A 12,695-nucleotide genomic window follows, 5' to 3' on the forward strand; every position below is an offset into this window, starting at 1 on the left:
ACCCGGCCGCGGTGTGCGGCTGGCCGGCGAGTTCTACGGGCTCGCCGGCGCGCACCCCGGGCCGTTCCCCCTCCACGACATCGGCATCTGGGTCGGCTCGTACCGCAAGCGGATGCTGGCCCTCACCGGCCGCCTCGCCGACGGCTGGCTGCCCAGCGCGCCCTACGCGCCGCCGGAAGAGCTCGCCGGCATGAACGAGATCATCGACGCCGCCGCCGAGGCCGCCGGACGGTCCACATCGGACATCCGGCGGCTGTACAACGTCGCCGGCTCGTTCCGCGGGCCCGGTACGGAGTTCCTGCGCGGTCCGGTCAAGGTCTGGGTCGAGCAGCTCGCCGAGCTGGCGCTGGCCGAGGGCATCAGCGGCTTCGTCCTCATGGTCGACCGCGACGGCGACACCGACCTGCGCCGCTTCGCCGAGGAGGTCGCGCCCGCGGTCCGCGAGCTCGTGGCGCAGGAGCGGACCAGCGGCCGCACGGGGAGCGCGCGGCCGCCGGAAGCAACAGTGGACTTCGAGGCGCTCGGCGTGACGCCGACGCCGGACGACGGCACGCGGCGGTCCGCGGTCACGTTGTGGGACGAGTCGGCGCGGCCGACCGGGCCCGCGGTCGACCCGGACACCACCTACACCCCCCGCGGCCGGATGACCGGCCAGCACCTCGTCGAGATCCACGACCACCTGCGCGGCGAGCTCGAGCGGGTGCGCACGCTGGTCCGCCAGGTCACCGACGGCGCGCTCGACGTGGGCGCCGCGCGCTCGGAGATCAACGAGATGACCATGCGGCAGAACAACTGGACGCTCGGCGCGTTCTGCGAGAGCTACTGCCGCTTCGTGACCATGCATCACTCGCTCGAGGACGCGTCGTTCTTCCCGCAGCTGCGCCGCGCGGACCCGCGGCTCGGCCCGGTGCTCGACCGACTGTCCGAGGAGCACCGCGTGATCCACGACGTGCTGAACCGCGTCGACGCCGCGCTCGTGGCCACGGTGAGTGACCCCAAGGGGATCGCGGAGCTCGGCGAGGCGGTGGACCTGCTGACCGACACGCTGCTGTCCCATCTGTCCTATGAGGAGCGTGAGCTGGTCGAACCGCTCGCGCGGCTGGGCATCGGTTGACGATGCCCGGGGCCTCCGGCGCGCCCCCACGCGTCGAACGCTCCGAAGTTACGTCAACTGCCTGTCTCGCCTAACGCCAGTCGGTCGGCCGGCCGGTCCGCCAGTCGGTCGGGCGCCCCGTGCGCCAGTCGGCGGCGGGTCCGGCGGTGGAAGTTGTTGCGGGCATGGCATCTCCTTCGGCGTGCCCGGCCGCACGTCTGCTCACTCGAACGGAGTCGGGACACTGTGTGGCCAGGCCATTACAGTGGGGACCTCCGTTGGAAGGACACGGTGTGCACGGCGCGAATTCTCGCGACCCCGTGCGGGGGCGGAAGCGGCTCTCTGTTCGCCGCTGGGGTGTCTGGTCCCTACCGCGTCCAGCCTTGACCTATGTGCTTGTCGTGCAGGCGGCCGGGCTGGCCACCGTCGCGGGCACCATAACGCTCGCCCCCGTCGAGCGCGAGGACTGGATCCGCTTCGCGCTGCTCGTCGCCGCGGCCGTCGCGCACCTCGAGGCGGCCCGCCGGATGGAGCGCATCCGCGAGGTCTCGTCGGAGGGCTCGGGCCACACGCACCTGCAGTCGGTGTGGTTCTTCGCCGCGGTGCTGCTGTTGCCGCCGCCGCTGATCGCCGGGTTGCTCGCGGTGAGTTACTGCCACTCGTGGGTACGGGTGTACCACCGGCGTGCGGTCGCCCACCGCAAGGCCTTCTCGATGGCGACCGTCGTGCTCGGCTGCGCGGCCGCCTACGCCGTCCTCGCGGCGGTCTATCCCGAACACGGCGCGCCGTTCGCGACCGAGCTGGACGGCCCGCTCGGGCTCGTCGCCGTCGTCGCCGCGGGCGGGCTCTACCGGCTCGTGAACTACGGGCTCGTCGTCCTCGTCATCCTGCTCACCAACCCGGATCGCCCGGCGCGCAAGGCATTGGGGCACGCGAGCGACCAGCTGATGATCGCCGGCGCGGTCGGGCTCGCCACCGGCTTCGCGGTCGTGCTGACCGCCCGGCCGTGGTGGGCGCCGCTGCTGGTGATCACCGTGCTGGCGCTGCACACCGGGCTGCTGCTGCCGCAGTTCCGCGACGCCAGCCGGACGGACGCCAAGACCGGCCTGTGCGACCCGACGTTCTGGTCCGAGCTCGCCGCCGACGAGCTCGACCGCGCGCGCCGGCTGGGCGGCCGCCTCGGCGTGCTGCTGCTGGACCTCGACCTGTTCAAGCGGATCAACGACGAGCACGGGCATATGGCGGGCGACGCCGTGCTGCGCGCGGTGGCGGACGCGATCAAGCACGCCGTCCGCGGGCACGACATGGTCGGCCGGTACGGCGGCGAGGAGTTCGCGGTCGTGTTGCCGGGCCTCGGGGTGGACGACGTGCGGCACACCGCGGAGCGGATCCGGGCGGCGATCGCGTCGGTGACCGTCACGACGATCGACCTGGACGGGGCGGAGCGGACGATCGGCGGGCTGACGGCGTCGGTCGGTGTGGCGATCTTCCCCGACCACGGGCTGGACCGGACGGCGTTGCTGCTGGCCGCGGACGCGGCGCTGTACGAGGCGAAGGACGCGGGGCGCGACTGCACGCGGGTCGCGGAGTCCGCCCGCCCGGCGCTGCCGGCGGTGTGGCAGACGCAGGAGCCGGTGGTCTCCCTGGCTAGGCGGCTGAGCGGTCGGCGGCGGCCTGCGGATCACCGGTCGCCAAGTCGCCCTCCGGGTTGATCTCCTCGTCGAGGATCTCGTCGATCTTGCGCGACGCACGGCGCAGCGCGTTGCGCGCGGCCATGAACGCCACGATGAGCACGACGAGCGCGACGGCGGTGATGTGCGCCCACGTCCACGGGAGAAGCAACCCGGAGAGGCCGATCCCGGCGAGCACGGTCAGTGACGGCACGTGCCGGAACGCGGGGTACAGATTTCGCATGGTTCCTCGAAAGGGACGGTGGGCCACGGAAAGCATGATCAGCCGGACGGCTACTGGGAGTAGTCGTGACCAATGAGTGGATCGCGGCGATAACAGAACGTGTTACCCGACCCGTCCAGGTCACTCGATCGGCCTCACCCACGTATCAGGTCTCCGCGGCCACCACGCAGACCTGTGCCTTCTGCCACGACCACGCGACGCCCGCCGCCCCGGCGACGCCGACGACGGCGTGCGGCGCCACGCGTTCGGCGGCGAGGCCGGCGAGCGCCTCGCCGACGATGTAGAACCCGGACGGGCAGGCGAACCCGACAAGCGCGCAGCCGCCGGTCGGTCCAGACGAGCTTCGCGCCCGCCACGACGTCCGGCCACCACGCGCGCCGCACGACCTCCTTGTCGGTCGCCGCCGCGGGGCGCGGCCGTCCGAGGCACCACATCAGCACCGCGGGCGGCAGCGCGCCGCGCGCGGCGTTGGCCGGCGCGCTGATCAGCTGGACGGCGACGTCACGCAACACCATCGGTTCACTACGAAAAGTACTTGGGACCGCCGCGTTCGTAAGACGGCCGATAGTGGGACCTTCGCCGGTGGGACGATGAGGGCGTGCGCTACTTGTTGCTGATCGGCGGCGAGGCGGGCGTCGGGGACGGCCGGTCGTCGAAGGAGATCTGTGAGGCGGCCGACGCGGTCGCGTGGGCGGCGGAGATGACCCGGCGCGGCGTGCTCGTCAGCGGTGAGGTGCTGCAGCCGCCGGAGGCCGCGCGGACCGTGCGGGTACGCGCCGGCGAGGTGCTGCTGGCGGACGGGCCGTTCGCCGAGACAAAGGAGCAGATCGGCGGCGTCACCGTGATCGAGTGCGCGGATCTGGACGAGGCGGTCGAGGTCGCCGCGGCGCATCCGGTGGCGCGCTACGGGATGGTCGAGGTGCGGCCGCTGCTGTGACCGGTGTCGAGGGGGCCGTCGCGGCCGCGTTCCGCACGGAGTGGGGCCAGGTCGTCGCCACCCTGATCCGGGTGACCGGCGACTGGGACCTCGCGGAGGAGTGTGCCCAGGACGCGTTCGCCATGGCGCTGGAGCGGTGGGCGCGCGACGGCGTGCCGCGCAAGCCGGGCGCGTGGCTGACGACGACCGCGCGGAACCGCGCGGTGGACCGGTTGCGCCGCGAGGCGGTCGGGGCGGCGAAGCTGCGGGAGGTGGCGGCGCTGGCCGAGCCCGCCGAGCCCGAGCCGCCGGAGGAGATCCGCGACGACCGGCTGCGGTTGATCTTCACCTGCTGCCACCCGGCGCTCGCGTTCGAGGCGCGGGTGGCGCTCACGCTGCGCACGCTGGCGGGGCTCACCACGTCGGAGATCGCGCGCGCGTTCGTGGTGGAAGAGAAGACGATGGCGCAGCGGCTGGTGCGGGCGAAGAAGAAGATCCGCAACGCCGGCATCCCGTACCGGGTGCCGCCCGCGCACCTGCTGCCGGAGCGGACGAACGCCGTGCTGGGCGTGCTCTACCTGCTCTTCAACGAGGGCTACGCGGCGACGGCCGGCGCGGACCTGGTGCGCCGGTCGCTGACCGGGGAGGCGGTCCGGCTCGCGCGCGTGCTGGTGTCGCTGATGCCGGGCGAGCCGGAGGTCGAGGGCCTGCTCGCGTTGCTGCTGCTGCACGACGCGCGCCGGGACGCGCGGGTGTCGGCGTCGGGCGACCTGGTGACGTTGGAGGAGCAGGACCGGTCGGGCTGGGACCGGTCGATGATCGACGAGGGCGTGGCGTTGCTGGAGCGGGCGCTGCGCCGTGGTGTGCCGGGCCCGTACCAGATCCAGGCGGCGATCGCGGCCTGCCACGCGACCGCCCCGACGGCCGCTGACACGGACTGGCCCCAGATCGCGTCGCTGTACGGCGAGCTGGTGCGGTTCGTCCCGTCGCCGGTGGTGGAGCTGAACCGCGCGGTGGCGATCGCGATGGCCGACGGCCCGGCGGCCGGCCTGGCGCTGGTGGACGACCTGGCGAACCGTGGCGAGCTCGCCGGCTACCACCTGCTCCCGGCCACCCGCGCGGACCTGCTCCGGCGCCTGGCGCGCTTCCCCGAGGCGGCTTCGGCGTACCGCGAGGCCATGGACCTGGCCGGCAGCGACACCGAACGCCGCTACCTGGCCGACCGGCTCGCCGAAGTCTCGTCCTGACCGACCGCCTCGCCGGACGCTGTCGATTCCGGGCGCGGCCGTTCGTCGGTTGGGCGAGAACGGACAAGGGAGGAACCATGACCCGGCCGACCGGCCTGAACATCGACATCCAGCCCGAGCTGCTCGACGCCTGCTACCGCGACACCCGCGCCGTGCTCGCCGCGATCCCGGCGGACCGGTGGGACGGCTCCAGCCCGTGCCGCGAATGGACCGTGCGGGAGGTGGCCGACCACCTCGTCGACGGGCTCGGGTTCTTCGCCGCGGCCGTGTCCGGGACGCGGGCCGACCGGCCGGCGGACCTGCTCGACGCGTACGACGACGCCACCCGCCGGTGCGTCGACGCCTTCGGCGACCCGGCGGCGCTGGCCGCGGAGCATCCGTTCGGCGACGGGCGGCTGACCGGCCGCTCGATCGCCACGATCAGCCTCTCGGAGACGCTCGTGCACGGCTGGGACCTCGCGATCGCCACCGGCTTGCCGTACGACGCGAACCCCGACGCCGTCGCGCTGCTGCGGCGGTTCGCCGACGGCCCGAAGGTGGACGGCCTGTTCGCCGACCCGGTGCCGGTCCCGCCGGACGCGCCACCGTTCGTGGCGCTGCTCGGCAAGTTGGGTCGGGTGGCCTGATGCTGCTCGATGTCGACGGCGTGCGGATCGCCGCGGAGACGTTCGGGTCGGCCGGCGACCCGGCGGTGCTGCTGATCGCCGGCGCGGGCGCGTCGATGGACTGGTGGGAGCCGGAGTTCTGCACGCGGCTGGCGGCGGCCGGCCGCCACGTGATCCGCTACGACCACCGCGACACCGGCGAGTCGGAGAGCTACCCGCCGGGCCGGCCCGGCTACCGCGCCGACCGCCTCCACCTGGACGCGGTGGGCGTGCTGGACGCGCTCGGCGTCGAGCGGGCGCACGTGGTCGGCATGTCGGCGGGTGGCGGGATCGCCCAGGTGCTGGCCCTCACCGTGCCGGACCGGTTGCGCAGTCTGACGCTGATGTCGACCAGCGGCGGCCCGGGCGACGAGGACCTGCCGGCGGGCCACCTGCCGGCGGTCGCCGCGCCGGACTGGGCCGACCGTGCGGCCGTGGTCGAGTGGCTCGTCGAGTACCAGCGGGCGCTCGCCTCGCCGAGCCGCCCGTACGACGCGGCCGCCGTGCGCGAGGTGGCCCGCATCGCGATCGCTCGCACCGCCTCGCCGGAGTCGGCGGAGACGAACCACTACGCGGCGGAGGGCGGCGAGTCGGCCTGGCGCGGGAGGCTCCCGACCATCACCACACCGACGCTGGTCCTGCACGGCGACGAGGACCCGGCCTTCCCGCTACCCCACGGGGAGGCCCTGGCCCGCGAGATCCCGAACGCGCGCCTGGTGGTGCTGCCACGCACCGGCCACGAGTTCCCCCGCGAGAACTGGCCCGTGGTTCTCCAGGAGCTGATCGCACACACCGAATGAGGACGACGCCTCTCCCGCGAGACCTGCTCGGCCGTCCCGCGCGTCGGGCCGCACAACGAAACGACGCCTTCGCGGAGATCCTCGCGAAGGCGTCGTTCGTTCGGCGCTGGCCCGCACGGGGCCGGCGCGGTTCATGCCGCGTTGTCGGTCGAGCGGTGCTGCACGCGCATCCGCCGCCACCAGGACGGGTGGCCGGCGCGCGCCGCGCGCAGGTGCTCCAGAGTCGTCCCGTCCCGCACGTCGCCACGGGCGCGCTCGAGCCGGTACTCCATCTCCGCCTTCACGACCTCGGGAGTGGTGTTCATCTTCGTCTCCTTGCCGGTGCTCTTTGCTGGCAAGGTGAAGATTCGTCCTGAGGCCGGGGGCCGGGCATCGGACGATCACCCATACCTGGCCGTCCCGTCCCTTACCCGGAGCCCTGAGGGGTGGCCTTACCGGCCGTAGCTGGGGTAAGGGGGCCTCAGGCGGCGAAGAACTCCCTCAGTACCGGGGCGAGCGCCTTCGCCTTCACGATGTGGGTCTGGCCCGGCACGGTGCGGTATGTAGCGTTCGGCAGGACCTCGGACAGCGCGCGGCAGCCGTGGTGCATCCAGTCCGGGCTCTTGCCGCCGTCGGCCACGAGTGCCGGTTGCGTGACCGTCGACCAGCGGGTCTCGGGCAGTGGGCGGCCGCGCTGGAGCTCGGCCATGAACGCGAAGTCGTGGCGCAGCGACGGCGCCACGCCCTTGAGCTTCGACCACACCGGCAGCAGGCGCATGATCGCGACGCCGAAGCCGGGCACGTCGACGAACCGCATGAACGCCTTGACCGCGTCGCCGGTTCGGCCCTCGGCGATCATCGCGTCGAGCCGCGTCTCCCAGTCGTCGGGCAGCGGCCGGTGGGTGTCGTCGACGATCAGCGGCGGCTCGTACATCCCGAGCCTGCTCACGCCGACACCGTGGTTGGCCGCCTCGAGCGCGAGCACCGCACCCGACGAGGCGCCGAACAGGTGCGGCGCGCCGCCGGCCTCCTTGGCCAGCGCCTCGATGTCCTCGACCTCCCGCTCGAGCGCGACCTCGCGGGACTCGCCGGACTCGCCGCGGCCGCGCCGGTCGTAGGTGAACACCGTGAACTCGCCGGCCAGTTCGGCCGCGAGGGGGCCGGACGGGCCTTGGCCGCGGTAGCACATCGCACCGTCCACAATGATCAGTGGCGGGCCGTCACCGGTGCGGTCGTAGGCGATTCTCGTGCCGTCGGCGGAGGTGAACGTGTACGTCATGATCTTGCCTCTCAGGCGAAGGTGGTGTTGAGCCAGGACTGCCAGGCGCGCTCGGCGGCGCCGGCGTCGGTTTCGCCGAACAGGTGGTGTCCGGCGACGATCGGGCCGTGGAAGCCCTTCATGAAGCGGTAGAGCGCGTCGCGGCCGCGCAGGCCGAGGGTGTGCTCGTTGGCGTGGTAGACCTCGCCGTCGATCGGGCCGATCCCGTCCGGCTCGGCGTGCGCGGCGTCGCCCGGCTTGGGGTCGGCGGGCAGGCCGAGCGCGGTCAGCAGGGTGGCCCGCGTGGTGGGCCAGTCCGTGCTCACCGGCCCGAACGCGGTGACCGGCACGGCGGTGCGGCCGGCGAAGTGGCGCAGGTAGGTGGTGAGCGTGGCGAAGAACAGGTCGTTGCCCTTGGCCATCGCCTCGTACTCGGCGGCCCAGTCGTCGCCGGGAAGGAAGCCATTGGTCGCCATGCGCAGGACGGTGCTCGCGCCCTCGCGGCCCTCGATGAGGAAATCGAAGGCGACGAACCGGCCGTCAGGGGCCTCGTCGGTGCGGTAGGCGAAGCGGTGCATGGGTTCCCACGCGGTGACTCGGTGCTCGGGCTCGTAGCCGCCGAAGGACTGCCGGACCTTTCCGGCCTCGGCGTCGACGTCGTTGCGCCCCATGAACCAGGAGTCGATGCCCGGCCCGGTCGCGATGGCCGTCCAGATGTCCTCCGGCGTGGCCTCGACCTCGGCGCTGTCGGTCCGTTCGAACTCGCGGCCCATCACTCGCTCCTCACCTTCGGATGGATCGCCACGATGAGCCGGTGGGCGCGGCCGCCCTCGGCCTTCTCGTCGTGGTACCGGCCGATCAGCGTGGTGACCGTGGCCGCCAGCTCCTCCGCGAACGCCGCCCGGTCCGCGGCGGAGGCGAACCGGATCTCCCCGTCGAGCGCGAAGGTCGCGACCTTCTTCTGTGCCTTGGCCGCGCCGGTCAGCAGCGTGCCGACGTCCCGCACCAACCGCGAGGCGAGCGCGAGCAGCCAGCGCGCGGAGAGCCGGTCGGGCGCCCGCTCGGGGTCGGGCGCGACGGCGGAGAGCGCGGTCGGCGAGATCACGTACGAGGACGCCGTGGCCCGCAGGACCCGCTCGGTCACGTTGCCCTTGCGTCGTTCCTCGACGAGCTCGACGAGGCCGTGCTTCTCCAGGGCGCGCAGGTGGTAGTTGACCTTCTGCCGGGGGAGGCCCACCCGCGCGGCCAACGTGGTCGCCGAGCCGGGTTCGGCCAGCTCGGCCAGCAGCCGGGCGCGCGTGGGGTCCAGCGAGACCTCGGCCGTGGCCGGGTCCTCGATCACTGCTACGTCGAACATGCGAGAAGTCTGCGCTCCGACAACTCTATCTGTCAAGACAAATTTATTTGTCGGTGGTGTCGACGGCCGGCCGCCCTCAGCGGCTTCTCAGCCAGCCGCGCCGCCGGTGTCGGTGGTCGTCGGTAGCGTTGATTTCGGGGGACCCCCTGGGGGCCGATTGAATGGACCGTTCAATCGGGTTCGTTGTCCACAGGCGCCCGAGGAGACCCGTTTCCGTCGGTGTCGATCTCCGGGCTGGAGATCGGGGGGCGGAGGCCGTCGGCGCCCCGGTGCGTGCGCCGTGGTGCCAGACTGGGCGGCGTGCCAGGGAAGCGCAGCGCCGGGATTCTGTTGTTCCGCCAGACCTCCGCCGGGGTCGAGGTCCTCTTGGGCCACATGGGCGGTCCCTTCTGGGCCAAGAAGGACGACAAGGCCTGGACGGTGGTGAAGGGCGAGTACGAACCGCCCGAGGAGCCCGAGGCCGCCGCGCGCCGGGAGTTCACCGAGGAGCTCGGCCTGCCCGCGCCCCAAGGCGAGTACACAGGACTCGGCGAGGTGCGGCAGTCGGGCGGCAAGACCGTCACCGTGTGGGCCGTGGCCGGCGAGCTCGACCCGGCCGCGATCGTGCCCGGGACGTTCGAGATGGAGTGGCCGCCACGGTCGGGGAAGCGGCAGACCTTCCCCGAGCTGGACCGGGTCGCGTGGTTCGGGCTGCATCAGGCGGCGGAGAAGATCGTCGGTGGGCAGCGCGCCTTTCTGGAGCGGCTAGCCGAGCACCTGGCGGACCTCGATCATGCCGACCGCGGCCCAGGGGTGGGTTGACGCGACCTGCAGCGCCTCCGCCCGCGACGCGCACTCGATCAGCGTCACGCCGCCCATCTGCTCCTTCGTCTCCGCGAACGGGCCGTCCGTGAACAGCACCTCGCCGGCACGGAACCGCACCGTGCTCGCGGTGTCCGGCGGGTGCAGGCCCATGGCGTCGACGAGCACGCCGCGGTCGGCCATCTCCTTCGACCACTCCTCGCAGCCGGGCAGATCGTAGGACTGCTCGACCGACGTGTCGGCGCAGAGCATCAGCATGAACTTCACGTTTCCTCCCACGTGACGGGCAGACCGAACGCCGCGAACAGCGTGTTGTCGAACGTCGTGATCTCCGCGATCCGCCCGCCCGCGAAGCGCATGACGTCGATCTTGAACGCGCGGTACCCGGCTTCGCCGGGCGAGCGCAGGTAGTTCGCCGCGGCGAGCTGGCGGTTCGCGCGCGTCGGCACCAGCAGCCAGTCGCCGTGCGAGCCGCCGAACGCGGCCTGGAACAGCGGCGCGAGCGACGGGACGCCGTCGTACACCCACGGCCGCGGCGGCATCGTGACCCGGATGTCCTCACGCACCAGCGCGGTCAGCCCGGCCACGTCGCCCGCCTGGTGCGCCTCGATGTACCGCGCGAGCAGCGAACGCTCGACCGACGTCGGCTCGCCCGGCGAGTGTGAGTCGCGGGCGGGCAGCTTGTCGCGCAGCGTCGCGCGGCCCCGCTGCAGCGCGCTGTTCACGCCGGCCACGCTGGTGTCGAGCAGCTCCGCGGTCTCCTTCGCCGACCACTCGAGCACGTCGCGCAGGATCACGACCGCCCGCTGCTGGGGCGGCAGGAGCTGCATCGCCGCGAGGAACGCCAGCTCGATCGTCTCCCGTGCCACCGCCATCGCGTCCGGCTGGGCGTCTGGCGGCGCGGCCAGGTCGAGCAGCCGGTCGGGGTAGGGCTGCAGCCACGGCACCTCGGCGAACGAGTCCGCGCTCGGCACCCGCCGCTTCTTGCGGCGGATCGCGTCGAGCGCGGTGTTCGTCGCGATCTTGTACAGCCACGCGCGGAACCCGCTGCCGGTGAAGCCGTCGCGCGCCCGCCATGCGCGCACCAGCGTCTCCTGCGCGGCGTCCTCCGCGTCCTCGAAGTTGCCGAGCATGCGGTAGCAGTGGACGTGCAGCTCATGGCGATGCCGCTCGGCGAGCCGGCCGAACGCCTCCTCGTCGCCTTCGATCGCGACCACGTTCCCCACGCCGTCGATTCTGCCCCGGCCAGGGCGGCGATGAGTGCTCCCGCACGGGCCGTCACACGTGGCGCAGGATGGACCGGACTCCAGGGGCGTCGTGGACACTCGCGAGCAGTCCGAGGTCGTGACCGCGGCCCGGGCCGGCGACGAGGCGGCGTTCGTGCGGCTCGCCGACCGCTCCCGGCGCGAGCTGCACTGCGCTGCGGCCCCCTTCTCCAGCCGCCTGCTGGTGCACGCCCTCGCCGTCCACATGCGACAGCTCGGTCACGCGTCGTCGTGCACCCGCGGGGCCGCGGGTGAGCACGGCGATGGTGGTCGTCACCTCGTCGCGAGGGCCGACAGCGCGCAGACGGCCGCCCAGCCGCCGGCCGCGGCCAGCACCGTGGTGCGCTCGGGTTTGCCTTCGAGCGCGCGCCCGAGCACGACGAGATCGCCGAGGTCCGAGGCGACGCGAACGGCGATCGCGGTCCGCATCGCCCGGCGCCCCGGTGCGAAGGCCATGGCGAGCCCGGACGCGAGGTCGCGGACGCCGAGCGTGCGGACGAACGTCTCCTGCTCGGGCTCGGGTCTGCCGCCGCGGAGCAGGCCGGATGGCTTGAGCAGCAGCGCGGGGCGTGCGGTGATCGCGGCCCCGTAGGCGGCGGTGGCGACGCCGAGGGCGCGGGGGAACCAGGCCATGTGACCTCCTCGTGGTGCCGGGCCATCCTCACCCGGCGGGGAGGTTCCCGCAGATCAGTGGGTGGCGATGGGAGCGACGGTCGCGTTGGCGAGCCGGACCAGCTCGGCCGGCGCGAGCTCGATCTCCAGGCCACGGCGGCCGCCGCTGCAGAAGATCGTCTCGTGGTCGTCGGCCGAACTGTCGAGCACGACAGGCAAACGCTTGCGGTGGCCGAGCGGCGAGATCCCGCCGGCGACGTACCCGGTGGCCCGCTCCGCCGCGGCGACGTCGGCCATCTTCGCTTTCTTCCCACCGGCCGCGGCCGCGAGCGCCTTGAGATCCAGCTGCCCGGCCACGGGCACTACGCCGACCGTCAGCGTCCCGTCGACCTCGGCGACGAGCGTCTTGAAGACCCGCTCCGCGGGCAGCCCGAGCAACTCGCTGGCCTCGGTCCCGTACGACGCCGACCTGGGGTCGTGCGCGTACTCGTGCACCTGGTGCGGCACCTTCTGCTTCGCCAGCAGCGCGGTCGCCGGCGTTCCCTTACCCGCCACGCCGGCAAACCTATCCGGTCAGCACTCCAGCGGACGCCGGAAGGCCTGCGGGCACGCGGACTCGGGCTCCGCCCGGCACACGGTCGGCGCGGCAGCCGGGAGCGGTGCTCCCGCGACCAACCGCCCCGGTTGGTCGGTGGCGCCGCCGACGACCAGGAAGACGGCGACGAACGGCGCGGCGATCAGCACCGTGGCGACGAGGACGAACGTGCGATGCACGGCGATCACCTCATTCCTTGCGGTAGAAGGTGATC

At 72.9% G+C, this 12,695-nt stretch carries 18 protein-coding genes; 7 read left to right on the plus strand and 11 right to left on the minus strand.

Annotation, left to right across the window (positions count from 1 at the left end):
- Both VH969_RS03695 and VH969_RS03700 read left to right on the plus strand, forming a co-directional pair.
- Positions 1–1,114: LLM class flavin-dependent oxidoreductase (locus tag VH969_RS03695; protein WP_331970337.1), on the plus strand; the 1,114-nt coding region annotated here is incomplete at its 5' end.
- A gap of 371 nt (positions 1,115–1,485) precedes the next feature.
- Complete coding sequence (locus VH969_RS03700) at positions 1,486–2,805, plus strand: GGDEF domain-containing protein (protein ID WP_331970490.1); 1,320 nt, start codon at positions 1,486–1,488, stop codon at positions 2,803–2,805.
- On the opposite strand, the gene VH969_RS03705 is transcribed toward VH969_RS03700, so the two are convergent.
- A complete protein-coding gene (locus VH969_RS03705; protein ID WP_331970340.1) occupies positions 2,741–3,007 on the minus strand; it encodes a hypothetical protein in 267 nt (88 codons plus the stop codon). The two genes, VH969_RS03700 and VH969_RS03705, sit on opposite strands and share 65 nt — an antisense overlap.
- Before the next feature lie 598 nt (positions 3,008–3,605).
- Here VH969_RS03705 and VH969_RS03710 point away from each other — a divergent pair.
- The 4 genes from VH969_RS03710 (at position 3,606) to VH969_RS03725 (ending at position 6,614) form a co-directional block, all read left to right on the plus strand.
- On the plus strand, positions 3,606–3,944 hold the full coding sequence (locus VH969_RS03710; RefSeq protein ID WP_331970343.1) for a YciI family protein: 339 nt from the start codon (positions 3,606–3,608) through the stop codon (positions 3,942–3,944).
- Entirely contained in the window at positions 3,941–5,170 is a 1,230-nt protein-coding gene (locus tag VH969_RS03715; RefSeq protein ID WP_331970346.1) for an RNA polymerase sigma factor, read from the plus strand. The genes VH969_RS03710 and VH969_RS03715 overlap by 4 nt, the downstream gene beginning before the upstream one ends.
- 77 nt (positions 5,171–5,247) lie before the next feature.
- Positions 5,248–5,796 (plus strand): TIGR03086 family metal-binding protein, encoded by a 549-nt coding sequence (locus VH969_RS03720; RefSeq protein WP_331970349.1) that lies wholly within the window; start codon positions 5,248–5,250, stop codon positions 5,794–5,796.
- A complete protein-coding gene (locus tag VH969_RS03725; RefSeq protein WP_331970352.1) occupies positions 5,796–6,614 on the plus strand; it encodes an alpha/beta fold hydrolase in 819 nt (272 codons plus the stop codon). Before VH969_RS03720 ends, VH969_RS03725 begins: the two co-directional genes overlap by 1 nt.
- Before the next feature lie 131 nt (positions 6,615–6,745).
- On the opposite strand, the gene VH969_RS03730 is transcribed toward VH969_RS03725, so the two are convergent.
- From VH969_RS03730 to VH969_RS03745, 4 genes are all read right to left on the minus strand, one after another.
- A complete protein-coding gene (locus VH969_RS03730; RefSeq protein ID WP_331970355.1) occupies positions 6,746–6,919 on the minus strand; it encodes a hypothetical protein in 174 nt (57 codons plus the stop codon).
- Between the two features lie 155 nt (positions 6,920–7,074).
- Positions 7,075–7,872 carry an alpha/beta fold hydrolase gene (locus tag VH969_RS03735; RefSeq protein ID WP_331970358.1) on the minus strand — a complete coding sequence of 266 codons (798 nt, stop codon included), beginning with the start codon at positions 7,870–7,872 and terminating at the stop codon, positions 7,075–7,077.
- A gap of 11 nt (positions 7,873–7,883) precedes the next feature.
- Positions 7,884–8,624 (minus strand): SRPBCC family protein, encoded by a 741-nt coding sequence (locus tag VH969_RS03740; protein ID WP_331970361.1) that lies wholly within the window; start codon positions 8,622–8,624, stop codon positions 7,884–7,886.
- Positions 8,624–9,208: an ArsR/SmtB family transcription factor gene (locus tag VH969_RS03745; RefSeq protein WP_331970364.1), complete on the minus strand. Its 585-nt coding sequence runs from the start codon at positions 9,206–9,208 to the stop codon at positions 8,624–8,626. The genes VH969_RS03740 and VH969_RS03745 overlap by 1 nt, the downstream gene beginning before the upstream one ends.
- Before the next feature lie 300 nt (positions 9,209–9,508).
- Here VH969_RS03745 and VH969_RS03750 point away from each other — a divergent pair, with 300 nt between their 5' ends.
- Positions 9,509–10,009, plus strand: coding sequence for an NUDIX hydrolase (locus VH969_RS03750; protein ID WP_331970367.1), 501 nt, complete (start codon positions 9,509–9,511; stop codon positions 10,007–10,009).
- Here VH969_RS03750 and VH969_RS03755 read toward each other — a convergent pair.
- From VH969_RS03755 to VH969_RS03780, 6 genes are read right to left on the minus strand one after another with little or no spacing between them, the layout of a single operon-like run.
- Positions 9,953–10,267: a YciI family protein gene (locus tag VH969_RS03755; protein WP_331970493.1), complete on the minus strand. Its 315-nt coding sequence runs from the start codon at positions 10,265–10,267 to the stop codon at positions 9,953–9,955. The two genes, VH969_RS03750 and VH969_RS03755, sit on opposite strands and share 57 nt — an antisense overlap.
- Positions 10,268–10,272: 5 nt before the next feature.
- Complete coding sequence (locus VH969_RS03760; protein ID WP_331970370.1) at positions 10,273–11,235, minus strand: RNA polymerase subunit sigma-70; 963 nt, start codon at positions 11,233–11,235, stop codon at positions 10,273–10,275.
- Between the two features lie 52 nt (positions 11,236–11,287).
- A complete protein-coding gene (locus tag VH969_RS03765) occupies positions 11,288–11,551 on the minus strand; it encodes a hypothetical protein (protein WP_331970373.1) in 264 nt (87 codons plus the stop codon).
- Positions 11,548–11,907, minus strand: a complete 360-nt coding sequence (locus tag VH969_RS03770; protein ID WP_331970376.1) for a hypothetical protein — start codon at positions 11,905–11,907, stop codon at positions 11,548–11,550. The genes VH969_RS03765 and VH969_RS03770 overlap by 4 nt, the downstream gene beginning before the upstream one ends.
- Positions 11,908–11,961: 54 nt before the next feature.
- On the minus strand, positions 11,962–12,441 hold the full coding sequence (ybaK, locus tag VH969_RS03775; protein ID WP_331970379.1) for a Cys-tRNA(Pro) deacylase: 480 nt from the start codon (positions 12,439–12,441) through the stop codon (positions 11,962–11,964).
- An 18-nt stretch (positions 12,442–12,459) separates the two neighbouring features.
- The gene (locus tag VH969_RS03780; protein ID WP_331970382.1) at positions 12,460–12,660 is read right to left on the minus strand and encodes a hypothetical protein; all 201 of its coding nucleotides are present in this window, start codon (positions 12,658–12,660) and stop codon (positions 12,460–12,462) included.
- Positions 12,661–12,695: the final 35 nt, after the last annotated feature.

This window comes from Actinophytocola sp., from assembly GCF_036555685.1.
GTDB lineage: Bacteria > Actinomycetota > Actinomycetes > Mycobacteriales > Pseudonocardiaceae > Actinophytocola.